Genomic DNA, 24468 nt, shown 5'->3' with positions numbered 1-24468 from the left:
GCAAGCGCGGGGAACGAACCCCGCCCCGGCCCGTGCGACCGGCTCAGTCGAAGCGGATGTGGCGCGCGCTCGTCAGCGCCCGCCGCAGGCGTCCGCGCAGGGCGCCGTCCCGGTTCGGCGTGAGCGTCAGCCCCGCGAGGACGGCTATGCGGTCGGCGGTCTTGGCGACCGTCGTCTGGTCGGTCCACAGATGCTCGGCGAACTCCGGCTCGCGCAGCCGCTCCAGGCAGTGGTCGAGCTGCCGCACGGCCCAGCTCTCGCGCCGCAGCGGAGCGTCCTTCCCGGCGACGTGGCGCAGAAGCTGCCCGAAGCCGCGCTCGCGCAGCCGCCCCAGTACGGTCTCACGCTCGGCCAGCAGGGCGAAGTGGCGTACGTCGTGGCCCAGTTCACGCAGCCGTCCGACCGTCTCCGTGAAGTACACGGGGTCCGTGACCGTCATGGGGGCGATGACCACACCACCCTGCTTGCTGAGCGCGAGGTCGAGCACCTCGACCACACCCTGCCGCCAGGACACCAAGCCCTGGAAATCGCCGCGGAGTTCGGGCGGAAGCATACGGCGCAGGCCGAAACCGGCGTGTTCCGGATCGCAGATGACGCTGCCGGCCAGTCGGCGCTGGATCTCGTGTGCGGTCTGTGTCTTGCCGCCCCCGAAGGGCCCGTTGATCCACAGGAGCATGCGCAGACCCTAGTGGGCGCCGGTCACATCCCGGTCACGCCCCCACCCCGGCCGCCGGCCGTGCGCGCCGTGCGTCAGCCGAGCCCGCCCGCCCGGACGAGCCCCGTCTCGTACGCGAGCACGACCACCTGGACCCGGTCACGCAGCCCCAGCTTGGTGAGAATGCGCCCGACGTGGGTCTTCACGGTGGCCTCCGAGAGGACGAGGCGGGCCGCGATCTCCCCGTTGGACAGGCCCTGCGCGACGAGGATCATGACCTCGCGCTCGCGCTCGGTGAGCCGCTCCAGCCCCTTGTGCTGGGGCTCCTTGCCGGCGTTGGGCAGCAGCGGCGCGAACCGGTCGAGCAGGCGCCGGGTGGTGGACGGCGCGACCACGGCGTCGCCACTGTGCACGGAACGGATGGCGGCGAGCAGCTCGCCCGGAGGCACGTCCTTGAGCATGAATCCGGAGGCGCCCGCCTTCAGCCCGGAGAAGGCGTACTCGTCGAGGTCGAAGGTGGTGAGGATCAGCACCTTCGGCGGGTTCGGGTCCGAGCAGATGCGGCGGGTGGTCTCCACGCCGTCCAGCTTCGGCATGCGTACGTCCATCAGGACCACGTCGACCTCGGTGGCGCGCAGTACCTGCAGGGCCTCGACGCCGTCGCCCGCCTCGGCCACGACCTCCATGTCCGGCTGGGCGGCGAGCACCATCCGGAAGCCGGTGCGCAGCAGCACCTGGTCGTCGACGAGCATCACGCGGATCGCCATCGGGGGCCTTTCACTTCGTAGGGATCATTCGTAAGGATCAGTTGTGTACAGGTGTCAGTGAGCCGCTTTGAGCGGCAACAGGGCGCTGATGCGGAAGCCTCCGCCCGGCCGCGGCCCCGCGTCCAGGGTGCCGCCGACCATGCCCACGCGCTCCCGCATACCGATCAGGCCGTGGCCGTGCCCGTCGGCGCCGCCCTCCTCGTACAGCTCGTGGGGCGCGCCCTTGCCGTCGTCCTCGACGAGCAGGCCGAGGCCGTCGTCGAAGTAGACCAGGCGGACGCTCGCACCCGCGTTCGGGCCTCCGTGCTTGCGGGTGTTGGTGAGCGCCTCCTGCACGATGCGGTACGCCGTGAGTTCCACTCCGCTGGGCAGCGGGCGCGGGGTGCCCTCCACCTTGAAGTCGACGGGCAGGCCGGAGGTGCGGCACTGCTCGATCAGGTCGTCGAGCTGCTCGACGTCCGGCTGCGGCACGTACTCGCCGCCCTCCTGGTGCTCGCCGGTGCGCAGGACGCCGAGCAGGCGGCGCATCTCGGCGAGGGCCTGCCGGCCGGTCCCCGAGATGGTCTCCAGCGCCTTCCTGGCCTGATCCGGGGCACTGTCCATGACGTACGCGGCACCGTCGGCCTGAACCACCATGACCGAGACGTTGTGGGCGACGACGTCGTGCAGCTCGCGCGCGATCCGGGCGCGCTCGGCGGCCACCGCGACCTTGGCCTGCGCCTCGCGCTCCTTCTCCAGACGGGCGGCGCGCTCCTCCAGCTGCGCGAGGTAGGCGCGGCGGGTGCGGATCGAGTCGCCGAGCACCCAGGCGAGCGCGAACGGAACGGTCTGGAAGATCGCTATGAGGACACCGGCCAGCCCGCCGGCCTCGTGCGCGGGCCAGCGCAGCTGCGAGAGCGTGCCCGCGCACAGGCCGCCGATCAGCGCGAGCCGGGAGGCCCAGCGGGCGCCGTCCGCGGCGACGGTGTAGATGATCACCAGCATCGCGAAGTCCTCGGGCGCCGTCGGGACGTCGAGGACCAGCTGTGCGAGGCCTGCCGCCACGGCCAGGACCAGCATCTTCTCGGGCATGCGGCGCCGCAGCGCGACGACCAAGCTCAGTACGACGGCGATCAGGAGCGCCGGGACAAGCGACGACGCTTGCTGGTCCGCGGCGCCGTTGACATTTGAGAGGCTCACCCCGGAGATGCCGAGCAGGGCGACGGCCCAGAAGCTGTCGACCCATGTCGGGTACCTACGGAGAAAGTCATAGAGGCGCTGCACGTAACCCAGAGTAGGGAAGCGTGCAGTGTGCAGGGGTCAGCCGGAGGATCGATCCGGGACCGCCCCGCGTACTCCCCAAGGTGGAGGCCCCCCGCTCCGGGACGCTTAGCCTGGCCCGGTGGAATGTGCGGCGACGGGCGAGTGGCATGGGTGGCGCGAGGCTACGGAGGAGGCGTTGTACGGCCCCTCCGGCTTCTATCGCAGGCCCGAGGGACCGGCCGGGCACTTCCGGACCTCGGTGCACGCGTCCCCGTTGTTCGCGGGCGCCGTGGCACGGCTGCTGTGCCGCCTCGACGCGGCGCTCGGCCACCCGGACACACTGGCCTTCGTCGACATGGCGGCGGGCCGCGGCGAGCTGGTGACCGGCGTCCTGGCCGCCCTCCCCGCCGACGTGGCCTCCCGCGCGCGCGGCTACGCGGTCGAGCGGGCCGACCGGCCGGCCGGCCTCGACCGGCGGATCGCGTGGCTCGCCGAGCCCCCGCAGGGGATCACCGGGCTGCTGTTCGCCAACGAGTGGCTGGACAACGTGCCCGTGGACGTCGCCGAGGTCGGCCCGGACGGAGTGCCGCGGCTGGTCCTCGTACGCGGCGACGGAGCCGAACGTCTCGGGGAGGCCGTCACCGGGGCGGACGCCCAGTGGCTGCGGAACTGGTGGTGGCCGCCCGTCGGCGCGCGGCCCGCCCGCACGCCCGCACCGGGAGCGCGGCCGGCCCACACGCCCCCGCCTGGAGCGCCCCTTCCACCGGAGGCGCGCACCTCTGCCGAAGTGCCCCTCGCGCCCGCCGAGGGCGCCCGTGCGGAGATCGGGCTTCCCCGGGACCTCGCCTGGGCCTCCGCCGTGTCCGCGCTCGACCGTGGCCTCGCCGTCGCCGTCGACTACGCGCACTTCGCGGGCGGACGGCCGCCCTTCGGGACGCTCACCGGCTTTCGGGAGGGACGCGAGACGGCGCCGGTGCCGGACGGTTCGTGCGACATCACCGCGCATGTGGCGCTCGACGCGTGCGCGCTGCCCGGGGGACGCGTGGTGACCCAGCGCGCGGCACTGCGCGCGCTGGGCGTGAGCGGCGCACGTCCCCCGCTCGCACTGGCGTCGACGGACCCCGCCGCCTATGTGCGCGCTCTCGCGGGCGCCGGAGCGGCGGCGGAACTCACCGCGCCGGGCGGGCTGGGCGACTTCGGCTGGCTGCTCCAGCCCGTCGGCTTCCCCGACGTGCTCCGGGACGAACCGGCCGCTCCGGACGCCCCGGATGCCCCGGATGCCGTCCTGCGCCGCGCCCTACTTGTCGATGTCCCCGACCACGAAGAACAGTGACCCCAGGATCGCCACCATGTCCGCGACCAGCGTCCCGGGCAGCAGTTCGGTGAGCGCCTGGATGTTGTTGAAGGACGCGGAGCGCAGCTTCAGCCGGTACGGGGTCTTCTCGCCCTTGCTGACGAGGTAGTAGCCGTTGATGCCGAGCGGGTTCTCGGTCCAGGCGTACGTGTGCCCCTCGGGCGCCTTCAGGACCTTCGGCAGACGCTGGTTGATCGGGCCGGGCGGCAGTTCGGCGAGCCGGTCGAGGCAGGCGTCCGCGAGGTCGAGGGAGACGTGCGTCTGCTCCAGGAGACACTCGAAGCGGGCCAGACAGTCGCCCTCCTGGCGTGTGACGACCTTCAGGGTGTCCTGGAGCTCGCCGTACGCGAGGTAGGGCTCGTCGCGCCGCAGGTCGAAGTCGACGCCGGAGGCGCGGGCGATGGGGCCGCTCACGCCGTACGCGTGCACGGCCCGCGGACTGAGGACGCCCACACCGCGTGTACGCCCCCTGAAGATCTCGTTGCCGAGCACCAGGTCGTCGTACACGCTCATCCGCGAGCGCAGCGCGGCGACGCAGGCACGCGCGCGCGTGGCCCATCCGGCCGGGAGGTCCTCCTTGAGGCCGCCGACGCGGTTGAACATGTAGTGCATGCGCCCGCCGGAGATCTCCTCCATGACGTGCTGGAGTTCCTCGCGCTCCGTGAAGGCGTAGAAGATCGGGGTGATCCCGCCCAGTTCCAGGGGATAGGAGCCGAGGAACATCAGGTGGTTGAGGACGCGGTTGAGCTCCGCAAGGAGCGTGCGCGTCCACACCGCGCGCGCGGGGACCTCCATGCCGAGCATCCGCTCCACGGCCAGGACGACACCCAGCTCGTTCGAGAAGGCGGACAGCCAGTCGTGGCGGTTGGCGAGCATGATGATCTGGCGGTAGTCGCGCGCCTCGAAGAGCTTCTCCGCGCCGCGGTGCATATAGCCGATGACCGGCTCCGCGTGCTGGATCCGCTCGCCGTCGAGCACGAGCCGCAGTCGCAGCACGCCGTGGGTCGAGGGGTGCTGGGGGCCGATGTTGAGCACCATGTCGGTGCTCTCGGCAGCGCCGCCGATGCCGACCATGGTCTCCGTCGTAGGAGTCATGGGCACAGTCTCTCGTACGTACGCTTGCGCCATGGAGACGGGGAGCACGCGGACCGACGAGAGCGCGACGGCGGAGCCGGTCTGGACCGGGCTGCCTCCGGGGCTGCTGCGGATGCGACGGCTGTTGCTGGTGGTGTGGCTGGGACTGCTGACGATCGCCGTCGGACTGCTCCTCGCCCTGTTCGCCGGTCCGGGCTGGGCGGCCTTCGCGCTGCTGCCGCTCGCCCTGGCCGCGTGGGGCTGGCGCATGCTGGGGCGCAACTGGCGCTCCTGGCGGTACGCCGAACGCGCCGACGACCTGCTGATCAGCCGGGGTGTGCTGTGGCGTGAGGAGACCGTGGTGCCGTACGGGCGCATGCAGCTGGTCGAGGTGACCTCCGGGCCCCTCGAACGCCACTTCGGGCTCGCCAGCGTGCAGCTGCACACGGCCGCCGCGGCGACCGACGCGTGCATCCCGGGTCTCGACCCGGCCGAGGCCGAGCGGCTGCGGGACCGGCTGACCGAACTGGGCGAGGCACGATCGGCGGGACTGTGAGCACGGCCTCCCCGGACTCCTCGGGACAGACGTCCGCCGTGCCCGGCAGTCCCTCCGCCGCGACGGCCCTGCCGGGCGACGACGACTCCGTACGGGCGGAAATGCCGCTGTCCGAACGGCGGTTGCACCCCGTGACACCGTTCCGGCGCGCGTGGGCGCCGGTCGCCGTGCTCGCCGGCTGGGCCGTCCACGACCCCAACCAGGCGCAGGAGCAGCTGACCAGACTCACCACGACCGCACTGCTCGTCGGACTCGCCGTGGTCGTCCCGGGCGCCGCTCTCTACGGCTTTCTGAGCTGGTGGTTCACCCACTTCGCGGTGACCGACACCGAACTGCGCATCCGTACCGGCCTGTTGTTCCGCCGCACCGCGCACATCCGGCTCGAACGGCTCCAGGCCGTCGACATCACCCAGCCGCTGCTGGCCCGTGTCGCGGGCGTCGCCAAGCTCAAGCTCGATGTCGTCGGGACGGACAAGAAGGACGAACTGGCATACCTGGGCGAGGGCGAGGCCCGGATGCTGCGCGCCGAACTCCTCGCCCGGGCCGCCGGGTTCGCGCCCGAGTCCGCCCACGAGGTCGGCGAGGCGCCGGTCCGGCGGCTGCTGCACGTCCCGCCCGGCGTGCTCGTCGCCTCCCTGCTGCTCACCGGCGCCACCTGGGGTTCGCTGGCCGCCGCGTTCGTCGTCCCCACGCTCCTGTGGCTCGCCACGCACAGCGTGTGGACGGTCCTCGCGACCGGACTGCCGCTGCTCGGCGCGGCGGGCGCGCGCAGCGTGGGGCGGTTCGTCGCCGAGTACGACTGGACGGTGGGCGAGTCGCCCGACGGACTCCGCATCGACCACGGGCTCCTGGACCGTACGCACGAGACCGTGCCGCCCGGACGCGTGCAGACCGTACGGATCGTCGAACCCCTGCTGTGGCGGGGCAGGTGGGTGCGGGTCGAACTGGACGTGGCCGGGTCGTCGAACTCGGTCCTCGTGCCCGTCGCTCCGCGCGAGGTCGCGGAGGCGGTGATCGCCGCGGCGCTGCCCGGGGTGACGGTCCCGGCATCCCTGGACCGGCCGCCGCGGCGGGCCGGCTGGTGCGTGCCGTTCTGGTGGCGCGGATACGGACTCGCCGTCACCGACAGCGTCTTCGCGGCGCGCCACGGGCTGCTGCGGCGCAGCCTCTCCCTCGTCCCGCACGCGAAGGCGCAGAGCGTACGGCTGACGCAGGGGCCCTGGGAGCGCTTCAGGGGGCTCGCCGACGTCCACATCGACACCGGCGCCGGCAGGACGGTGACGGCGCGGCTGCGGGATGCCGCGGAGGCGAGGAAGCTTCTCCAGGCGCAGGCGGACCGGTCCCGCACGGGACGGCGGGAAGCCCGGCCGGACCGGTGGATGGCCTGAGGCCGAGGCACGCACAGGGGCGGAGTTCGTGCGGAGGATGCCACGGCGCCCGCCGGCGCGGAGGGTGTGCCCCTCGCAACGGACTGAGGGCAGTGGTGTGGTGCCACTGCCCTCAGTCCGTCACGCCTGTTCGGCAAGCGGGCGGTTCAGGAAACCGCGCTCCGCAGCCCCGTCATGTTGATGTGCTCGGTCTCGTCGTGCTCGGTCAGATCGATGACCTGACGGTCGGCACCGCGCGAAGCCTCGCTCGCGGGCTTGAAGCCGGACTCGGCCTCGGCCTTGTGCAGAGCGAGTGCCTCCTGACCGACCACGTCGGCCAGGTCCTCGTTCTGTACGGCCTCCATCGCGGCGGCGTCCGACGCCTCCTTCTGCGTACCGAAGAAGTCGAACCCTCCCTCGACCGAGGGGCGTCGCACCGGCGCGGTGTGCGGGACGACGGCCACCGCCGTCGGCACGGTGAAATGCCCGGACCGCTGGGCGGGCTTGGCGTGATGCGCCGCCCGGGCCGAGTGTGCCGCCTCGGCCTGGGGAGACGTCGTGGGGGTCGCGGACGGGGCGGACTGCGTCGGCTCGGCCTCGGCGGCCGCGCGCTGATGCTCGCCGACCGCCTCGGGCTTCCCCTGCGCCCCACCCGCCTCCGTGACGGAGTCCGAGGACGGACCCGCCTCGGTGGCCGGAGTGCCCTGCCGGGCCTCGCCGTTCGCGACCGCGTCCTTCGCCGCGACCGCACCCTTCTGCATCGCCGCGCGCTTCTTCGCCGCCGCGTCCCTCTTGACGGCCGCGTCCAGCGCGGACCCGCCGCGGGCGGACCCACTGTTCAGGGACTCGGCCGTCGCCGGGCCGGCGTCGGAGCCGGCGCCCTCGGGGGCGACAGCCGCGTCGGGGTGCGAGTCCGGCAGTGCCAGGGCCACGGACGTCGAGACCGCCCCGGCCTTGGCGCCTTCGGCCTCTTCAGCACTACCCCCTATCCGGCTCAACGCCGCTCCGGCCCGCAGGAAGAGCGACGACCCGGCCGGAGAGAAGACCTCGGGAGACTCGTCGGTCCCAGTCCCGGTCCCGGGGCCGGCCTCCGCCGGCAACTCCGCGTCCGCGTCCAGGGGAGCAGGGTCGTCGTCCGGCGCCATGAAGGCCTCGATGGCCTCCGTCCCGCTCCCGGACGCTGACACCGCGCCCTCGGACTCCCCCGACTCCTCGGGGCCCTCAGCCTCGTCCGATTCCTCGGACGCCTCGACCGCCCCGGGCGTGTCCGGCGAACCCACCGCGTCGGAGAGGTCCGTCGCGTCCGGGGAATCCGTCGTGTCCGGGGATTCCGGCGTGTCGGGGGATTCCGGAGTCTCCACCGCATCCGGAGCCGTCCGCGCGGCGGGCAGGGCTCGTGCCGGCACCGACGCCTCTATGGCGAGCTGCCGACGACCCTCCAGAGCGGTCGCCCGCTCCGTCTCCGCCGTGGCGTACCGCCGCAGCAGCGCCGCGTGTTCATTGCGCAGGCCGGCCAGTTCGGTGCGCTTGGCGCGCAGCTTCTGCTCCAGCTTGACGCGCAGCTCGCGCGACTCGTCGAGGTCCGTCTCCAGTTCGGCGACGCGCTCCTCATGACGCCACTCGTCGCTCGCCCGCGCGCGCGTGAGGTCGGCGACGCGTTTACCCGCCGAGGTGTCCCAGCGGCGCATGACGACCGCACCGGCGACCGCCGTCGCCGCGGCACCCGCGGCCAGGACACGGAGCGCGAAGGCATCCGTGAACAGCCAGGGCCCTACGGCGCAGACGAGCGACACGCCGGCGATCGCCGAAGGAGGCAGCACCCTGTGCAAGGGCGGGGAATGGCGGTGGCGTCCACGTGGCATGGCCAGAAACTTACCGCGCGTAGGCGAATCTTGGTGCCCCGCACGGTAAAAACACAGTCACCCCGGAGCCTTTGTCCTGTACCAGGCGTCCGCAGGGCACACCGCTTGTCCCACAAGGCCCGTCACGCCCCCGGTCACGCCCGCTCCCCGATCAATTCCGCCGGCTCCGGACGGTTCACCGAATCGGAATCATTGATGCGCGACATTTCCCCGAGGGACGACATTGCTCCGTACCGGGCACCCTAATTCGTCCGCTCGGCACGACACGGCCCGACACGGCCCGAGACGACGCGGCCCGGCACCGCACGGCCCTTCGGCCGGCACGGCCCCGGCGCGGCATGCCTTCGGCCGGCACGGCCCCGGCGCGGCACCCGTCAGCGGTCGCTCAGCCGCCCGCTGATCCACTGCAGTGTCCCCGCGATCTCGCGCCGCCACGTGTTGAAGTTGTGGCCGCCGCTGTCGAGGATGATCGACGAGATCCTGGTGAGCCGCTTGGACTTCACCAGGTCTATGAAGCCCAGCGTGGCCTTGTAGTTGGATTCGCCCACCTTGCTGCTGGTGACGAGGAGCGAGGTGTCGGGGGCGGGCTTGTGCTTCAGGTACCAGCGCAGGTCGGCGGCCTGGCGCAATGCCTTGTCGCCGCGGAAGAGGTCGCCCGTCGTGCGGTCGATCGGCGCCCTGTAGTACGGCGACAGGCCGGCGCCGGCGGCGTACACCCCGGGGTGGTGGACGGCGAGCTTCAGCGCGCAGTAGCCGCCCGTCGAGTCACCGATGACACCCCAGCTCCCGGGTTTCCTGCCCACCCTGTAGTGGGCCGATACGGCGTCGGGGAGGTCCTTGGCGAAGAAGGACTCGGTCTGCGGACCGCCGGGGATGTCCACGCACTCCGTGTCCCGCGGGGGAGCGACGGTCGGCCGCAGCATGACCAGGATCATCGGCTGGCTCCTGCCGTTCCTGACCAAACGATTCTCCGTCTGCGGGAAGTGCAGGGCCGTGATGAGCGCCTTGGCGGTGCCGGGATAGCCGGTCAGCACGGTGACGGCCGGGAACGTACGGGTGCGGTACTGCGGCTGGAAGTACTCCGGCGGCAGGTAGACGTACGCCGGCGTGGCGATGTGGGTCGTGGTGCCGACGATGTCGATCTTCTGGATCTGGCCACCGGTCTGCAGCCGGCCGCCGCCCGAGACGGCCACCTCCTCCGTGTCCACCACCTGGAGGGGGCCGCCGTTCGGACCGCCCGCCCCGTTGTGGTCGACGACCACACCCTCACCCTTCTCCCGGCCCAGGAGATCCGCCCAGCTGGCGTAGAACCCGAACGCCTGGTTGGCGCACAGCCCGATCGAGGCGAACAACATCACCTGGGTGGCCAGGAGCAGCCCCACACGTCCGCTGACGGACCACCAGGTGCGCCGGGCGAGCCGCGGCCACCACCACACCGTGCCGATGAACAGCAGCACGGCGAGCAGGACCACCAATGCCAGCACCTTGTTGCTTGTGAGACCCATGGGCTGTTCCGCCTGCGCTTTCCGTCCGGGTCCGTCCCGCTCCTTGGCGAGGGCTTGCCCTGGACTTTCCTTGCCTTTTGAACCGGCTTTCCGGAAGGGAGTGAACCTGTCTCCCCAAGACACCGTCCTAGAGGGCGCAATGTCGCCGGATGCCGGAATGGCACCGGATTCAAGGTCTCTCGCCGAACCACGGGATGCGATGTCTGTCAGGGTAGATGGGGAATTGTCGGGTGGGGTTCCAGGCCGAACAGGCCGGACGCGGCGCATACTCCGCGGTCCGAGCCCGGAGGCCGTCCCCGCCCTGGTCGCCAGGGCCTGCACGCTCGTAGGTCTCCTGGACATCGCCGCGGGCGTCTTCCCGCGCTTCCGTCACAGCCGTATGCACGCCTTGGCCGAGGTGCTGCCCGGCGCGTTCGGACCCTTCGCCGCGGCGCTGTCGCTGAGCGCCGGAGTGCTCCTGCTGCTGCTCGCCCACGGGCTGCGCCGCCGCAAACGCCGGGCTTGGCGCGCCGCGGTCGTCCTGCTCCCGGCGGGTGCCGTCGCGCAGTTCGCGTACCGCCACTCGGTGATCGGCGTCGTCATATCGGCCGCGCTGCTCGCACCGCTGCTGCGCAACCGCGACGAGTTCGCGGCGCTGCCCGATCCACGCAGCCGCTGGCGTGCGCTCGCCAACTTCGTTCTCATGGGCGCCGGTTCCCTCGTCCTCGGACTCGTCATCGTCAGCGTCCACGAGGACCGCATGATCGGCGACCCGAGCCTGGCCGACCGCATCAGCCACGTCCTGTACGGCCTGGTCGGCTTCGAAGGCCCCGTGGACTACGCCGGCCCCACCTCCTGGACCGTCGCCTTCTCCCTCGGCGCGCTCGGCTGGCTCACCGCCGTCACCACCATCTACCTCGCCTTCCGGCCCGAACACCCGGCCGCGCGCCTCACGGAGGACGACGAGGCCCAGCTGCGCGTTCTCCTGGACAAGCACGGCGGCCGCGACTCCCTCGGTCACTTCGCGCTCCGCCGCGACAAGGCGGTCGTCTTCTCGCCCAGCGGCAAGGCGGCCGTCACCTACCGGGTCGTCTCCGGGGTGATGCTCGCCAGCGGTGACCCCATCGGCGACGTGGAGGCCTGGCCCGGCGCGATCGAGCGCTTCATGGACGAGGCCAGGGCGCACTCCTGGACACCCGCCGTCATGGGCTGCTCCGAGACGGGGGGCGAGGTGTGGACCCGCGAAACCGGCCTCGACGCCCTCGAACTGGGAGACGAGGCGGTGGTGGACGTCGCGGATTTCTCCCTCTCCGGGCGCGCGATGCGGAACGTGCGCCAGATGGTCAAGCGCATCGAGCGCGCTGGCTACGAGACCCGGGTACGGCGCATCCGTGACCTCAGCGAGGGCGAACTGGACCGGATACGGCGGGCCGCCGAGGACTGGCGCGGCACCGACACCGAGCGCGGCTTCTCCATGGCGCTCGGCCGTATCGGCGACCCGTCCGACGGCGACTGTCTGATCGCCACGGCGCACAAGGCCGACGACCGGCCCGGCCCGTACGGCGACCTGAAGGCCGTCCTGCACTTCGTCCCGTGGGGCGCGGACGGCGTGTCGCTCGACCTCATGCGCCGCGACCGCGCGGCCGACCCCGGTATGAACGAACTCCTCATCGTGGCGGCACTCCAGGCGTCGCCCCGCCTCGGCATCGAGCGGATCTCGCTCAACTTCGCGATGTTCCGCTCGGCGCTCGCCCGCGGCGAGAAGATCGGCGCCGGGCCCGTGCTGCGCGCCTGGCGCGGGCTGCTGGTCTTCCTGTCCCGCTGGTTCCAGATCGAGTCGCTGTACAAGTTCAACGCCAAGTTCCACCCGCGCTGGGAGCCGCGCTTCGTCGTCTACGCCGCCTCCCGCGACCTCCCCCGCATCGGCCTCGCCGCCATGCAGGCCGAGGGCTTCGTGAACCTCGCCCTGCCCCGGATACTGCGCCGCCGCACACGGGCCCCGCGTCCCTGCGCGCACACGGTGGCGGAGCGGGACATGAGGGCCGCGTAGCCGGCGTGCCGGGCGGTGCCCCTGAGGGGTGCCGCTCGGGGGCTGCGCCGGGGCGGCGGGCATGGGGGCAGGCGTTCGGCGGGCGGCGGGCGGCGGGCGGCGGTCGGCGGTCGGCGGTCGGCGGTCGGCGGTCGGCGGGCCGGAAACGGGCGGGCGCGGCCTAGGGTCCCGGCGCGAGGCCCCGGCGGGGAGGGACGCGCACCCGCGTACCGGGAACCACGGAGACCGGCAGGGGGCGGTGAGGCCTCCCGCAGGAGGCCTAGGCTGGACGTATGAGTAATGAGCGCGGGCGCGGCCGAGTCGCGGGACTGCCGACATGGGACCGCTGCGCGGTCATGGGGGTCGTGAACGTCACCCCCGATTCCTTCTCCGACGGCGGCCGCTGGTTCGACACGACGGCCGCGGTCAAGCACGGTCTCGGCCTGGTCGCCGAGGGCGCCGACCTCGTGGACGTGGGCGGCGAGTCCACCCGTCCCGGAGCCACCCGCGTCGACGAGGCGGAGGAGCTCAAGCGCGTCATCCCCGTCGTCCGCGGCCTCGCCTCCGAGGGCGTCACCGTCTCCGTGGACACCATGCGCGCCTCCGTCGCCGAGCAGTCCCTCGCCGCGGGCGCGGCCCTCGTCAACGACGTCAGCGGCGGGCTCGCGGACCCGGCGATGATCCCGGCCGTCGCGGCCGCGGGCGCCCCCTTCGTGGTCATGCACTGGCGCGGCTTCCTGGCGGGCGGGAACGTCCAGGGGGCGTACGAGGACGTGGTCTCCGAGGTCCTCGACGAACTGCACGCGCGCGTGGAGGCCGTTCTGGCGGGCGGCATCGCCCCCGACCGCATCGTCGTCGACCCCGGGCTCGGCTTCTCCAAGGACCCCGAGCACGACCTGGCCCTCCTCGCCCACCTCGACCGCCTCCGCGCCCTCGGCCACCCCCTGCTGGTCGCCGCCTCCCGCAAGCGTTTCCTCGGCCGCGTCCTGGCCGGCCCCGAGGGCGCGCCGCCTCCCGCGCGCGAGCGCGACGCCGCGACCGCCGCCGTCTCGGCGATCGCCGCCCAGCAGGGCGCCTGGGCGGTCCGCGTGCACGAGGTAAGGGCCACCGCCGACGCCGTACGGGTCGCCCGCGCCGTCGAGGGTGCCCGGACCGGCGGGGCATCGGGTGCCGCCGGCGGTCCGGCCGCAGAGGGAGCCCGGTGAGCACACCGCGTACCGACGTCGAGCAGGTCGAACTCGCCAACACGGCGTTCTACGAGGCGATGGAGCGGGGTGACTTCGAGGAACTGTCCTCGCTGTGGCTGGCCCCGCTCGACACGTCCGACGACGACTTCGAGGGCGAGGGCGCGGTCGTCTCCTGCGTCCACCCCGGCTGGCCCGTCCTGAACGGGCGCGGCGAGGTTCTCCGCTCGTACGCGCTGATCATGGCGAACACGGAGTACATCCAGTTCTTCCTGACCGACGTGCGCGTCTCCGTGTCCGGCGACACGGCCCTGGTCACCTGCACCGAGAACATCCTCAGCGGCGGCCCCGCGCCCGAAGGCGGCGACGAGCTCGGCCCGCTCGTCGGCCAGCTGGTCGTCGCCACGAACGTGTTCCGCCGTACCGCCGACGGCTGGAAACTCTGGTCCCACCACGCTTCACCCGTGCTGGCCGAGTCCGGCGAGGAAGAGGACGAGGACACCGCCGGTTGAGTGGGTGCAGGGCCCGCAGGGACCAACCGATGATTGGAATCGCCTGCCCGGGGTAGGGGCGGCTACCAACCCGTGAGCCGCCGTGTTCCCCAGGGGAAACGCCCGGTGAAGCCTCGTTGCCTCCACCGGGGCGCCCGTCCCCGCGGGCGAGCGTTGTCAGTGCCCGCAGGTAGATTCGTTTGAGGCCGGTGCGCCGACCGCGGTCGGCGCATGACGGCCGTTACCGACGATTGCAGGAGTGATTCGCGTGGATCGTGTCGCGCTGCGCGGCCTCAAGGCCCGCGGGCACCACGGCGTCTTCCAGAAGGAGCGCGAGGAGGGCCAGACCTTCATCGTGGACCTGACGCTGGGCCTGGACACCCGGCCGGCCGCGGCCGACGACGACCTGTCGAAGACCGTGCACTACGGCATCGTGGCGGAAGAGGTCGTCGCCGTGGTCGAGGGCGAGCCGGTCGATCTCATCGAGACGCTCGCCGAGCGCATCGCCCAGACGTGTCTCAAGCACGACGGTGTCCAGGAGGTCGAGGTCTGCGTCCACAAACCGGACGCGCCCATCACGGTCCCCTTCGACGACGTCACCGTCACGATCATCCGGAGCCGAGTATGACCGCGTCCTTCACCGAGAGTCAGAGCGACCCGACCGTCCAGCCGGTGCCCGCCTCCGTGGTCGAGCAGGTGGACGCCGCCGACACGACCCTGTCCAACCCCCGGCGCGCGGTGATCTCCCTCGGTTCGAATCTGGGCAACCGTCTGGAGACCCTCCAGGGCGCCATCGACGCCCTGGAGGACACCCCGGGCGTCCGGGTCAAAGCGGTCTCCCCCGTCTACGAGACGGAGCCGTGGGGCGTCGAACCGGGCAGCCAGCCCTCGTACTTCAACGCGGTCGTGGTGCTCAGGACCACCCTCCCCCCGTCCTCGCTCCTGGAGCGGGCGCACGCCGTCGAGGAGGCCTTCCACCGGGTACGGGACGAGCGCTGGGGCCCGCGCACGATCGACGTGGACATCGTGGCGTACGCCGATGTCGTCTCCGACGACCCGGTGCTGACCCTCCCTCACCCGCGCGCCCACGAGCGGGCCTTCGTCCTCGCCCCCTGGCACGACGTGGATCCCGAGGCACAGCTCCCCGGCCACGGCGCCGTCGCCCAGCTCCTCGCCACGCTCACGTGCGACGGTGTCGCGGCCCGCGCCGACCTGGAACTCCGGCTGCCCGAGTAGTCGTTAAGGTCAAGACGACCACCGGCCGGCCCGACACGGGGCCCGGCCGCAGGCGGGCTACCGAAGGGGCAACGTGAAAGAGCTGCGTATCAGGACACTGGCCGCCGTGTTCGTGGTGGCCGGAGTGCTGTCCTGGGCGGGCGCCCGCCTGTGGAACGCGGTGGGCACGCTGCCCCGGGTCCCGCTGGCCGCGCCCATCGTCCTCGCCCTGATCGCGATCGTCCTCCTGGCGACGGCCCTGTCGCTGCGCGCCCGTCTCAAGGCGCAGCGCGAGCGCCGCCCCGGCGCCAAGGGCGTCGATCCGCTGATGGCCGCCCGCGCGGTCGTCTTCGGCCAGGCGAGCGCCCTGGTGGCCGCCCTGGTGGCGGGTATGTACGGCGGCACCGGCGTCTTCCTCCTGGAATCGCTGGAGGTCCCCGCCCGCCGCGACCAGGCCATCTACGCCGGCCTCTCCGTCATCGCCGGGATCGGCGTGATAGCGGCCGCCTTCTTCCTGGAGCGCGTCTGCAAGCTCCCGGAGGACGACGACGAACACCACGGCGGGGCCGCTCCGGTGGCTTAGCCCGCAGACAGGCCCTAGCGGGCCATGATGAGGCTCATCGCCTCGTTGCGCGTCGCGGCGTCGCGCAGCTGTCCGCGCACCGCCGACGTGATGGTCTTCGCGCCCGGCTTGCGGATGCCGCGCATGGACATGCACATGTGCTCGCACTCGACGACCACGATCACGCCGCGCGGCTCCAGGATCTCCATCAGGGAGTCGGCGATCTGCGTCGTCAGCCGCTCCTGCACCTGGGGACGCCGGGCGTAGACGTCGACGAGGCGGGCCAGCTTGGACAGGCCGGTGATCTTGCCGCTGGTGGCCGGGATGTAGCCGACGTGTGCGACGCCCCTGAAGGGGACCAGGTGATGTTCACAGGTGCTGAACACTTCGATGTCCTTCACCAGGACCATCTCGTCGTGGCCCAGGTCGAACGTCGTCGTCAGCACGTCCTCCGGCTGCTGCCACAGGCCCGCGAATATCTCCCTGTACGCCCGCGCCACCCGCCCCGGCGTCTCCCTGAGGCCCTCGCGGTCCGGGTCCTCGCCGACCGCGATCAGAAGCTCTCGTACGGCGTTCTCGGCACGCTTCTCGTCGAACTCGCCGATCACGCCCTCACCGTCGAGCGTCACGGGGTCGGTCATCTGGTCCTCGTTCCTGTGGATCCTGTGCGTGCCTCGACGCGTCCAAAAGGTGCGGGCACACGAAAATGCCGCGCCCCCCAGGCTAGAACCTGGGGGGCGCGGCATCCATTCCGGGCCTGGTGAGGCCGCCCGGAGCCGAGCGATGTCAGCTCTCGGTGCGGTCCTCCGGGGCCGCCTCCGTCGCCGGGACGGACTCCGTCGCGGCGGCGATGGCCGCCGCCGAGCCGTTCGCCCCGTTCGTCAGTGACAGCTCCTTGGGGGAGAGCACCGGCGGGCGGGTGGACGGCGTGCGACGGGAGGAGCCGGTCCACGCGGGGCGGGCCGGGCGCTTGACGATGGGAGCGAAGACCTCGGCGATCTGCTCCTTGCTCAGCGTCTCCTTCTCCAGCAGCTGGAGCACCAGCGCGTCGAGGACGTCGCGGTTCTCGACCAGGATTTCCCAGGCCTCGTTGTGCGCGTTCTCGATGAGCTTCTTGACCTCTTCGTCGACGAGCGCGGCGACCTCTTCCGAGTAGTCGCGCGGGTGCGACATCTCCCGGCCCAGGAAGGGCTCGGTGTTGTCGCCGCCGAACTTGATCGCGCCGAGACGCTCGGTCATGCCGTACTGCGTGACCATCGCGCGAGCGGTGGCCGTGGCCTTCTCGATGTCGTTCGCGGCACCCGTGGTCGGGTCGTGGAAGACGAGCTCCTCGGCAGCGCGGCCGCCCAGCATGTACGCGAGCTGGTCCAGCATCTCGTTGCGCGTGGTGGAGTACTTGTCCTCGTCCGGCAGGACCATCGTGTAGCCGAGGGCACGGCCGCGCGACAGGATCGTGATCTTGTGGACCGGGTCGGAGTTCGGAGAAGCCGCCGCGACCAGGGCGTGTCCGCCCTCGTGGTACGCGGTGATCTTCTTCTCCTTGTCCGACATGATCCTGGTCCGCTTCTGCGGGCCCGCGACCACGCGGTCGATCGCCTCGTCCAGCATGGAGTTGTCGATCAGCTTCCGGTTGCTGCGCGCGGTGAGCAGCGCCGCCTCGTTCAGCACGTTCGCCAGGTCGGCGCCCGTGAAGCCGGGAGTCCGGCGCGACACTGCGGAGAGGTCGACGTCCGGAGCGACCGGCTTGCCCTTCTGGTGAACCTTGAGGATCTCCAGACGGCCCTGCATGTCCGGGCGGTCGACCGCGATCTGGCGGTCGAAGCGGCCGGGGCGCAGGAGGGCCGGGTCGAGGATGTCGGGCCGGTTCGTGGCGGCGATCAGGATGACGCCGCCCTTCACGTCGAAGCCGTCCATCTCGACGAGCAGCTGGTTGAGGGTCTGCTCGCGCTCGTCGTGACCACCGCCGAGGCCGGCGCCGCGATGGCGGCCGACCGCGTCGATCTCGTCGACGAAGACGATCGCCGGAGCGTTCGCCTTGGCCTGCTCGAACAGGTCACGGACTCGGGAGGCACCGACACCGACGAACATCTCGACGAAGTCGGAACCCGAGATCGAGTAGAAGGGAACGCCGGCTTCGCCCGCGACGGCGCGAGCGAGGAGCGTCTTGCCCGTACCAGGAGGCCCGTACAGCAGGACGCCCTTGGGGATCTTCGCGCCGACGGCCTGGAACTTCGCCGGCTCCTGGAGGAACTCCTTGATCTCCTGGAGCTCCTCGACGGCCTCGTCCGAGCCCGCGACGTCCGAGAACGTCGTCTTCGGGGTGTCCTTGGTGATGAGCTTCGCCTTGGACTTCCCGAAGTTCATGACCCGGGAGCCGCCACCCTGCATCTGGTTCATCAGGAACAGGAAGACGACGACGATGAGGACGAAGGGAAGCAGAGACAGCAGGATGCCCACGAAGGGGTTCTGCTTGGACGGCGAGACGGTGTAGCCGTCCGGAATCTGCTTGTTCTGGTACTTGTCCTGCAGTGTGTTGGCCAGGGCCACGCCCTGGTCGCCGATGTAGCTCGCCTGGATCTTCGAGCTGCCGTCAACCTTCTCGCCGTCCTTCAGCGAGACCTTGATGACCTGCTCGTCGCCAGTGGTGATCTTGGCTGACTGGGCCTTGTTGTCGTTGATCGCCCGGACGACCTGGCCGGTGTCCACCGTCTTGTAGCCGCCGGACGAACCGACGACCTGCATCAACACGACCACGGCAAGGACGGCCAGCACGATCCACATGACCGGCCCACGGAAGTATCGCTTCACGTCCATCCATACGGAGCGGTGCCGCCCCGTCCCTCCTGCCATAGTGAGTTTGATAAAGACTGTTCTTCGGACGGTACCCCAGCATTGTCACCCGAAGCCGCAGGGGACTGCTGGCAATCCCGTCCACGCATGCTCCAACGGCGCGAAACCCGCTGGGGTTCCCGAACGTCCTGGAAGGACTGAGCCGTCCTCAGGAAGAGGGCGCTCAGCCGCCGTAGACGTGAGGCGCGAGCGTACCGACGAACGGGAGGTTCCGGTACTTCTCGGCGTAGTCCAGGCCGTACCCGATGACGAACTCGTTCGGGATGTCGAAGCCGACCCACTCCACGTCGATCGCGACCTTGGCCGCGTCCGGCTTGCGCAGCAGCGTGCACACCTTGAGCGAGGCGGGCTCGCGGGAGCCGAGGTTGGAGATCAGCCAGGACAGGGTCAGCCCGGAGTCGATGATGTCCTCGACGATCAGGACGTGCTTGCCCTTGATGTCGGTGTCCAGGTCCTTGAGGATCCGCACCACGCCGGAGGACTGGGTGCCCGCGCCGTACGACGACACGGCCATCCAGTCCATGGTGACGGGGGTGGACAGCGCACGCGCGAGGTCCGCCATGACCATCACGGCGCCCTTGAGCACTCCGACGATCAGCAGGTCCTTGCCCGCGTACTCCGCGTCGATCTTCGCGGCCAGCTCAACCAGCTTCGCGTCGATCTCTTCCTTGGTGATGAGCACCGACTTGAGGTCGGTGCCCATGTCTTTCGCGTCCACCCGCATCACTTTCGGTCGTCCGTCCCACTTTTTTTGGGCTCGTTCACCTACAGGGCGCCCGTGTTCACTGGCGGCGGTCCCGTTCGGCTCACCCGCGCGGCCGCTCGGACCGCCCGCGACCCGAGTGAAGGGGTCCCGGGGAGCCGCGTGAGCGGCCCCGGTGCAGGGTCCGGTTTCAGCCTTGCCGAATCACCAGTCTGCCACCCTGGCGCTGAGCGACGACTTTGCCCGGGAGATTGATGGCCCCCTGACCGCGCCATCCGGTGATCAGCCGGTCGATTTCCTCGATGTGGCGGGCGAACAGCGAACCGGCCGGAGCGCCCGCCTCGATGGCCGCGCGGCGCAGGATGCGGCGGCGTACGGCGGGTGGCAGGGCGTAGAGCTTGGCGCACTCCAGGAGGCCGGCCGCGTCGCGTACGGACGCCTCCGCCTGACTGGCCCACGCGTCGAGGGCGTCGGCATCGTCCCGGGAGAGCTGGGCCGTACGGGCGAGTGCCTCGACGACTCCTTTGCCGAGTGCCTTCTCCAGGGCCGGCAGGCCCTCGTGGCGGAGCCGGGAGCGGGTGTAGGCCGGATCGGCGTTGTGCGGGTCGTCCCAGACGGGCAGCGACTGGACCATGCACGCCTTGCGGGCGGTCTGCCGGTCCAGGTGCAGGAAGGGGCGGCGGTAACGGCCGTCGGCCCCCGAGACCGCGGCCATTCCGGACAGTGAGCGGATGCCGGAGCCGCGGGCGAGGCCGAGCAGGACCGTCTCTGCCTGATCGTCGCGGGTGTGGCCGAGGAGGATCGCGGAGGCGCCGTGGCGCTCGGCGGCTGAGTCGAGGGCGGCGTACCGGGCGTCGCGGGCGGCGGCCTCTGGGCCTCCGTCGCGGCCGACGGTGACGGCGATGGACTCGGCAGGGGCGAGCCCCAGCTCGGTGAGGCGCAGCACGACTTCGTCGGCGCGCAGGTCGGAGCCGGGCTGCAGACCGTGGTCCACGGTGATGCCACCGGCGCGGATGCCGAGTTTGGGGGCTTCGAAGGCGAGGGCGGAGGCGAGCGCCATGGAGTCGGCGCCGCCGGAGCAGGCGACGAGCACGAGCGGCGCCGGGGCACCGTCCTCGCCCGGCCGGGGCCGGGAGCTCGCGGGAGGCTGGTCGTGCGGGGCCCGTGCGGGCGCGGTCACGCTGCGCCGTGTTCCGGGGGCGGGGACGCGCTCCGCGTCGGGCGCGCAGGGGCGCACGGCACCGCGTACGGGCGTACGCCGGGTGTCGGGGGCGGGCGGTTGGTCGGTGAGGATGTCGTGGAGTACGCGGCGGACCGCCAGGCGTATCGCCGCGACCGCAGGATGGGGACCCATGTCCGGTTCCCTTCATGAAGTTTTCGGGGGGTTAGCCCGGGATCGGTCACTCAGAGTGTGTCGATGGTGACAGAACCGGGGCGTTCCCCGAGCATTGCACGCCTACCCATGCTCCACGGTCCCTCGGACGGGTGATAGCAGGGGCGTTTGCCTGCCATCGGCCGGATTCGTTTCACGACCGTCCCGTAGGGTTCACGACTCCGCCTTGCGGTGCACCCGCGCGACCCAGTCCGCCGGTTTGGCGATCTCCGCCTTGGTCGGGAGAGTGTTCGGAGAGGTCCACACACGGTTGAAGCCGTCCATGCCGACCTCGCCGACGACCGCCCGTACGAACCGCTCGCCGTCCCTGTACTGCCTGAGCTTGGCGTCCAGGCCGAGCAGTTTGCGCAGGGCCAGGTCGAGGCGGGAGGCGCCCTTGGCGCGGCGCTGCTGGAATTTCTCGCGGATCTCGGCGACGGAGGGGACCACGGCGGGCCCTACGCCGTCCATCACGAAGTCGGCGTGTCCCTCCAGGAGGGACATCACGGCGGTGAGCCGGCCGAGGATCTCCCGCTGGGCGGGCGTCTGCACGATTTCCACGAGGGAACGTCCGCCGTCGTCCTCCTCGGTGTCGGGGCGGGAGCCGGAGAGCGACTGGGCGGCCTCCCTGATGCGTTCCAGGACGGTCATGGGGTCGACCTCGGTCTCCGCCAAGAACGACTGGATTTCGCCCTCCAGGTGGTCGCGCAGCCAGGGCACGGCCGTGAACTGGGTGCGGTGAGTCTCCTCGTGGAGGCACACCCACAGACGGAAGTCGTGGGGCTGGACGTCGAGTTCGCGCTCCACGTGCACGATGTTCGGGGCGACCAGCAGCAGCCGGCCGCCGCCGTTGCCCGAGCCGGAGGGCGCCCCCGCGGGCAGGTCCCTGGTCGCGGGCGCGAACGTCTCGTACTGCCCGAGGACCCTCGACGACAGGAACGACAGCAGCATGCCCAGCTCGACGCCGGTGACCTTGCCGCCGACGGCGCCGAGGACGGCTCCGCCGGGGGTGTTCCCGCGCCGTTCCTGCATCTTGTCCAGAAGGGGCTTGAGGATCTCCCGGAACCCGGCGACGTTCGCCCGGACCCAGCCGGGACGGTCGACTACGAGGACGGGGGTGTCGTGGACGATGTCGTCACCCATACGAGTAAAGCCCCGGACATGGTCCTCCGAGGCCTTCGCGTGTCGGCGCAGCTCCGCGACGATGGCCCTGGCCTCGTCGCGGCTCACCTCGGGTCCCGGCCGTACGAGCCGGGTCGCGGTCGCCACCGCGAGATTCCAGTCGACCATCCCAGTAGATGCAGCACCACCGATGCTCGTCATGCGTCAACCGTACGTGAGCGGGTCCGGCTGCGGTTAGGGGTACGGCGCCGGATGCGCCCCGGCCGAGGGGCTGGTGGTGCTTCTGGTGCCCACGGGTCGGGCGGGTCCGAAGGTGTCCGTTCGGGGCCCTGTCGATCGTCGGACAGGTCCTAGTGGCAGCCGCACGCCACCAGGGCCGTCGCCGTGTGGTCCAGCGCGGCGCGCGCCTCCAGGGGGTTCGGGGGGTGTGCGGCGTCGGAGGTCAGGAACGCGAAGGCCAGCAGACGGCCGTCCTTGTCGACGACGGTGCCGGCGAGGGTGTTGACGCCGGTCAGGGTGCCGGTCTTGGCGCGGACGACGCCGGTGGCGGTGGGGGCGTCGGTGTAGCGGGTGCTGAGGGTGCCGGTGAAACCGGCGACGGGCAGGCCGGTGAGGACCGAACGGAGTTCGGGGTGGGCCGGGTCTCCCGCCTTGGCCAGCAGAGCGGTGAGCAGGTCGGCGGAGAGCTTGTCGGCGCGGTTCAGGCCGCTGCCGTCCGCGAACCGCGCCCCGGACAGCGGGAGTCCGAGCTTCTTCAGCTGGGCGCGGATCGCCTTCGCGTCGCCGTCGAAACTGGGTTCCTCGCCGGTGGCGAGGGCGACCTGGCGGGCCAGGGCCTCCGCGATGTCGTTGTCACTGTTGGTCAGCATCCGCTCGACCAGGGCGGACAGCGGCGGGGAGGAGACGGAGGCGAGGGCCTGGGAGCGGCTCGTCGCCTTCGAGGGGCCGGGCGAGGTCGTGGTGATGCCGTGGTCGTGGAGCAGGTCCGCGAATGTGCGCGCGGCGTCCGCCGCCGGGTCCAGGGCGCGCCCGGCCGGTCCGCTGGTCGTGTCGTCCAGGCGGCCCTCGTCGGCCATCAGGGCGGTGACCTTCGCGATGTTCTCGTTGACTCCGATGGGGTGAAGGCCGGGGCCGGAGTAGAGCGAGGTGTCGTAGGAGAGCGTCACGTGGTTCATGTGACGGGCCTTCAGGGCGGTGGCCGTCTCCTCGGCGAGGGTGCTCAGGTCCGCCCAGCCGTCCGCGGGCTTGCGGGCCGTCAGCGTCGGGTCGCCGCCGCCGACGAGCACGAGCTCCTTGGTGTCGGGCTCCAGGACCGTACGCGTCACGATGCGGTGGTCGGGGCCCGACGCCGTGAGGGCGGCGACAGCGGTGGCGATCTTCGTGGTGGAGGCCGGCGTCTGGACCAGGTCGGCGCCCTTGCCGTAGAGCCGCTTGCCGGTCGCCACGTCGACCACGACGGCGGTGCGCACCGCGCCGAGGACCGGGTTGGCCAGCAGCGGGTCGAGGACGCCCGCGAGTGCCTTCTCGGCGGGCGCGGGCACGGCGCTCGCCGAGCCGCCGAGTCCGGTCAGTACGGAGGCGGCGCTGGGGGCGGGCCGGGGTGACGTTCGGGGCGTACCGGATTTACGTGCGTGATCTGTGCCACCCTCGGGCGCCCGCGATGCGGCCCAGTCCCGCTCGGCCGTACGCTGGCCGGTGGAGTCCCAGGGACCGGCCACGGCCACCGCCCCGGCCGCCAGGGCCAGGCCCACGGTGGCTGCGACGGCTGTGAGCTGCGGTGTCGTCCACCGCACGGCACGGGGCCGCACGGCTTGGGTGACCCGCGCCACATGCGGTTTCACCGTCCGTGCGATCCGCACCACATGCGGTCTCGCAGCCCGCCAAGCCCTCAGCTCTGGCACGACCACCAGCCCCTTTCGCGATCACCCACCTGCGTGAGGGACACTTAACCACCAGAACTATGTGCTGATCATGGAGGAGCCACCGGTGGAGTTCGACGTCACGATCGAGATTCCGAAGGGTTCACGGAACAAGTACGAGGTGGACCACGAGACCGGTCGGATCCGTCTGGACCGTCGACTCTTCACCTCGACCAGCTACCCGGCCGACTACGGCTTCGTCGAGAACACTCTCGGCGAGGACGGCGACCCGCTGGACGCCCTGGTCATCCTGGACGAGCCGACCTTCCCGGGTTGCCTCATCCAGTGCCGCGCGATCGGCATGTTCCGTATGACGGACGAGGCCGGCGGCGACGACAAGCTGCTGTGCGTCCCGGCGCACGACCCGCGTGTGGAGCACCTGCGCGACATCCACCACGTGTCGGAGTTCGACCGCCTGGAGATCCAGCACTTCTTCGAGGTCTACAAGGACCTGGAGCCCGGCAAGTCCGTCGAGGGCGCCGACTGGGTCGGCCGCACCGAGGCCGAGGCCGAGATCGAGCGTTCCTACAAGCGCTTCAAGGACTCGGGCGGTCACTGACCTCCCCGTGGGCGGTCGATGACCTCCCCCGCTTCCGAACGGGCCGCGTGATCCCCATGGGGGTCGCGCGGCCCGTTCGTGCGTCCGTACGCATACTGAGG

General features: G+C 71.4%; 22 protein-coding genes. 10 read left to right on the top strand and 12 right to left on the bottom strand.

Features of this window, described 5'->3' with window-relative positions; all coding sequences use genetic code 11:
• Nucleotides 1-43 precede the first annotated feature (43 nt).
• The 3 genes from ACZ4N5_RS02880 to ACZ4N5_RS02870 all read right to left on the bottom strand — a co-directional run bounded on the left by ACZ4N5_RS02880 (nucleotide 44) and on the right by ACZ4N5_RS02870 (nucleotide 2685).
• Entirely contained in the window at nucleotides 44-676 is a 633-nt protein-coding gene (locus ACZ4N5_RS02880; RefSeq protein WP_467755334.1) for an AAA family ATPase, read from the bottom strand.
• Nucleotides 677-750: 74 nt separating this feature from the next.
• Nucleotides 751-1422, bottom strand: a complete 672-nt coding sequence (locus tag ACZ4N5_RS02875) for a response regulator (RefSeq protein WP_467755333.1) — start codon at nucleotides 1420-1422, stop codon at nucleotides 751-753.
• Between the two features lie 54 nt (nucleotides 1423-1476).
• A complete protein-coding gene (locus ACZ4N5_RS02870) occupies nucleotides 1477-2685 on the bottom strand; it encodes a sensor histidine kinase (RefSeq protein ID WP_467755332.1) in 1209 nt (402 codons plus the stop codon).
• A 118-nt stretch (nucleotides 2686-2803) separates the two neighbouring features.
• On the opposite strand from ACZ4N5_RS02870, the gene ACZ4N5_RS02865 reads away from it, so the two are divergent.
• Nucleotides 2804-3997 (top strand): SAM-dependent methyltransferase, encoded by a 1194-nt coding sequence (locus ACZ4N5_RS02865; RefSeq protein WP_467755331.1) that lies wholly within the window; start codon nucleotides 2804-2806, stop codon nucleotides 3995-3997.
• Here the strand turns inward: ACZ4N5_RS02865 and ACZ4N5_RS02860 are convergent.
• Nucleotides 3962-5113 (bottom strand): NADH-quinone oxidoreductase subunit D, encoded by a 1152-nt coding sequence (locus ACZ4N5_RS02860; protein WP_467755330.1) that lies wholly within the window; start codon nucleotides 5111-5113, stop codon nucleotides 3962-3964. The two genes, ACZ4N5_RS02865 and ACZ4N5_RS02860, sit on opposite strands and share 36 nt — an antisense overlap.
• Before the next feature lie 31 nt (nucleotides 5114-5144).
• On the opposite strand from ACZ4N5_RS02860, the gene ACZ4N5_RS02855 reads away from it, so the two are divergent.
• Both ACZ4N5_RS02855 and ACZ4N5_RS02850 read left to right on the top strand, forming a co-directional pair.
• Complete coding sequence (locus ACZ4N5_RS02855; RefSeq protein WP_467755329.1) at nucleotides 5145-5648, top strand: PH domain-containing protein; 504 nt, start codon at nucleotides 5145-5147, stop codon at nucleotides 5646-5648.
• A 101-nt stretch (nucleotides 5649-5749) separates the two neighbouring features.
• Entirely contained in the window at nucleotides 5750-7036 is a 1287-nt protein-coding gene (locus ACZ4N5_RS02850; protein ID WP_467755399.1) for a PH domain-containing protein, read from the top strand.
• A 146-nt stretch (nucleotides 7037-7182) separates the two neighbouring features.
• Here the strand turns inward: ACZ4N5_RS02850 and ACZ4N5_RS02845 are convergent, their stop codons facing one another.
• Both ACZ4N5_RS02845 and ACZ4N5_RS02840 read right to left on the bottom strand, forming a co-directional pair.
• Entirely contained in the window at nucleotides 7183-8877 is a 1695-nt protein-coding gene (locus tag ACZ4N5_RS02845) for a DNA polymerase III subunit gamma/tau domain-containing protein (protein WP_467755328.1), read from the bottom strand.
• Nucleotides 8878-9251: 374 nt separating this feature from the next.
• On the bottom strand, nucleotides 9252-10382 hold the full coding sequence (locus ACZ4N5_RS02840) for an alpha/beta hydrolase (RefSeq protein WP_467755327.1): 1131 nt from the start codon (nucleotides 10380-10382) through the stop codon (nucleotides 9252-9254).
• A 199-nt stretch (nucleotides 10383-10581) separates the two neighbouring features.
• Between ACZ4N5_RS02840 and ACZ4N5_RS02835 the strand changes: the two genes are divergently transcribed.
• The 6 genes from ACZ4N5_RS02835 (at nucleotide 10582) to ACZ4N5_RS02810 (ending at nucleotide 15863) form a co-directional block, all read left to right on the top strand.
• Nucleotides 10582-12411, top strand: coding sequence for a phosphatidylglycerol lysyltransferase domain-containing protein (locus tag ACZ4N5_RS02835; RefSeq protein WP_467755326.1), 1830 nt, complete (start codon nucleotides 10582-10584; stop codon nucleotides 12409-12411).
• Between the two features lie 272 nt (nucleotides 12412-12683).
• Complete coding sequence (folP, locus tag ACZ4N5_RS02830) at nucleotides 12684-13595, top strand: dihydropteroate synthase (protein WP_467755325.1); 912 nt, start codon at nucleotides 12684-12686, stop codon at nucleotides 13593-13595.
• Nucleotides 13592-14086 (top strand): nuclear transport factor 2 family protein, encoded by a 495-nt coding sequence (locus ACZ4N5_RS02825; RefSeq protein ID WP_467755324.1) that lies wholly within the window; start codon nucleotides 13592-13594, stop codon nucleotides 14084-14086. The genes folP and ACZ4N5_RS02825 overlap by 4 nt, the downstream gene beginning before the upstream one ends.
• A 247-nt stretch (nucleotides 14087-14333) precedes the next feature.
• On the top strand, nucleotides 14334-14693 hold the full coding sequence (gene folB, locus ACZ4N5_RS02820; protein WP_355842688.1) for a dihydroneopterin aldolase: 360 nt from the start codon (nucleotides 14334-14336) through the stop codon (nucleotides 14691-14693).
• Nucleotides 14690-15301: a 2-amino-4-hydroxy-6-hydroxymethyldihydropteridine diphosphokinase gene (gene folK / locus ACZ4N5_RS02815; protein ID WP_467755323.1), complete on the top strand. Its 612-nt coding sequence runs from the start codon at nucleotides 14690-14692 to the stop codon at nucleotides 15299-15301. The genes folB and folK overlap by 4 nt, the downstream gene beginning before the upstream one ends.
• A 73-nt stretch (nucleotides 15302-15374) precedes the next feature.
• A complete protein-coding gene (locus ACZ4N5_RS02810; protein WP_261704685.1) occupies nucleotides 15375-15863 on the top strand; it encodes a DUF3180 domain-containing protein in 489 nt (162 codons plus the stop codon).
• 14 nt (nucleotides 15864-15877) lie between these two features.
• Here the strand turns inward: ACZ4N5_RS02810 and folE are convergent, their stop codons facing one another.
• The 6 genes from folE to dacB form a co-directional block, all read right to left on the bottom strand.
• Complete coding sequence (folE, locus tag ACZ4N5_RS02805; protein ID WP_326721525.1) at nucleotides 15878-16483, bottom strand: GTP cyclohydrolase I FolE; 606 nt, start codon at nucleotides 16481-16483, stop codon at nucleotides 15878-15880.
• A gap of 145 nt (nucleotides 16484-16628) precedes the next feature.
• Nucleotides 16629-18656, bottom strand: a complete 2028-nt coding sequence (gene ftsH, locus ACZ4N5_RS02800) for an ATP-dependent zinc metalloprotease FtsH (RefSeq protein WP_467755398.1) — start codon at nucleotides 18654-18656, stop codon at nucleotides 16629-16631.
• Nucleotides 18657-18855: 199 nt separating this feature from the next.
• Nucleotides 18856-19416, bottom strand: a complete 561-nt coding sequence (gene hpt, locus ACZ4N5_RS02795; RefSeq protein ID WP_261704688.1) for a hypoxanthine phosphoribosyltransferase — start codon at nucleotides 19414-19416, stop codon at nucleotides 18856-18858.
• Between the two features lie 169 nt (nucleotides 19417-19585).
• On the bottom strand, nucleotides 19586-20749 hold the full coding sequence (tilS, locus tag ACZ4N5_RS02790) for a tRNA lysidine(34) synthetase TilS (RefSeq protein ID WP_467755322.1): 1164 nt from the start codon (nucleotides 20747-20749) through the stop codon (nucleotides 19586-19588).
• 192 nt (nucleotides 20750-20941) lie between these two features.
• Entirely contained in the window at nucleotides 20942-22090 is a 1149-nt protein-coding gene (locus ACZ4N5_RS02785; RefSeq protein WP_467755321.1) for a zinc-dependent metalloprotease, read from the bottom strand.
• Between the two features lie 149 nt (nucleotides 22091-22239).
• Nucleotides 22240-23796, bottom strand: a complete 1557-nt coding sequence (dacB, locus tag ACZ4N5_RS02780; RefSeq protein WP_467755320.1) for a D-alanyl-D-alanine carboxypeptidase/D-alanyl-D-alanine endopeptidase — start codon at nucleotides 23794-23796, stop codon at nucleotides 22240-22242.
• Between the two features lie 79 nt (nucleotides 23797-23875).
• On the opposite strand from dacB, the gene ACZ4N5_RS02775 reads away from it, so the two are divergent.
• Entirely contained in the window at nucleotides 23876-24367 is a 492-nt protein-coding gene (locus ACZ4N5_RS02775; RefSeq protein ID WP_210578029.1) for an inorganic diphosphatase, read from the top strand.
• The last annotated feature ends 101 nt before the right edge of the window (nucleotides 24368-24468 follow it).

It is taken from the genome of Streptomyces sp. NPDC026500, assembly GCF_055567635.1.
This window is presented reverse-complemented; position numbering and strand designations above follow the sequence as displayed.

Bases quoted from the DNA above. Each gene is read 5' to 3' on its own strand.
- ACZ4N5_RS02880 (WP_467755334.1), bottom strand. From the start codon at position 676: ATGCTCCTGTGGATCAACGGGCCCTTCGGGGGCGGCAAGACACAGACC.
- ACZ4N5_RS02875 (WP_467755333.1), bottom strand. From the start codon at position 1,422: ATGGCGATCCGCGTGATGCTCGTCGACGACCAGGTGCTGCTGCGCACC.
- ACZ4N5_RS02860 (WP_467755330.1), bottom strand. From the start codon at position 5,113: ATGACTCCTACGACGGAGACCATGGTCGGCATCGGCGGCGCTGCCGAG.
- ACZ4N5_RS02855 (WP_467755329.1), top strand. From the start codon at position 5,145: ATGGAGACGGGGAGCACGCGGACCGACGAGAGCGCGACGGCGGAGCCG.
- ACZ4N5_RS02850 (WP_467755399.1), top strand. From the start codon at position 5,750: ATGCCGCTGTCCGAACGGCGGTTGCACCCCGTGACACCGTTCCGGCGC.
- ACZ4N5_RS02845 (WP_467755328.1), bottom strand. From the start codon at position 8,877: ATGCCACGTGGACGCCACCGCCATTCCCCGCCCTTGCACAGGGTGCTG.
- ACZ4N5_RS02840 (WP_467755327.1), bottom strand. From the start codon at position 10,382: ATGGGTCTCACAAGCAACAAGGTGCTGGCATTGGTGGTCCTGCTCGCC.
- ACZ4N5_RS02835 (WP_467755326.1), top strand. From the start codon at position 10,582: ATGTCTGTCAGGGTAGATGGGGAATTGTCGGGTGGGGTTCCAGGCCGA.
- folP (WP_467755325.1), top strand. From the start codon at position 12,684: ATGAGTAATGAGCGCGGGCGCGGCCGAGTCGCGGGACTGCCGACATGG.
- folK (WP_467755323.1), top strand. From the start codon at position 14,690: ATGACCGCGTCCTTCACCGAGAGTCAGAGCGACCCGACCGTCCAGCCG.
- folE (WP_326721525.1), bottom strand. From the start codon at position 16,483: ATGACCGACCCCGTGACGCTCGACGGTGAGGGCGTGATCGGCGAGTTC.
- ftsH (WP_467755398.1), bottom strand. From the start codon at position 18,656: ATGGACGTGAAGCGATACTTCCGTGGGCCGGTCATGTGGATCGTGCTG.
- hpt (WP_261704688.1), bottom strand. From the start codon at position 19,416: ATGCGGGTGGACGCGAAAGACATGGGCACCGACCTCAAGTCGGTGCTC.
- tilS (WP_467755322.1), bottom strand. From the start codon at position 20,749: ATGGGTCCCCATCCTGCGGTCGCGGCGATACGCCTGGCGGTCCGCCGC.
- ACZ4N5_RS02785 (WP_467755321.1), bottom strand. From the start codon at position 22,090: ATGACGAGCATCGGTGGTGCTGCATCTACTGGGATGGTCGACTGGAAT.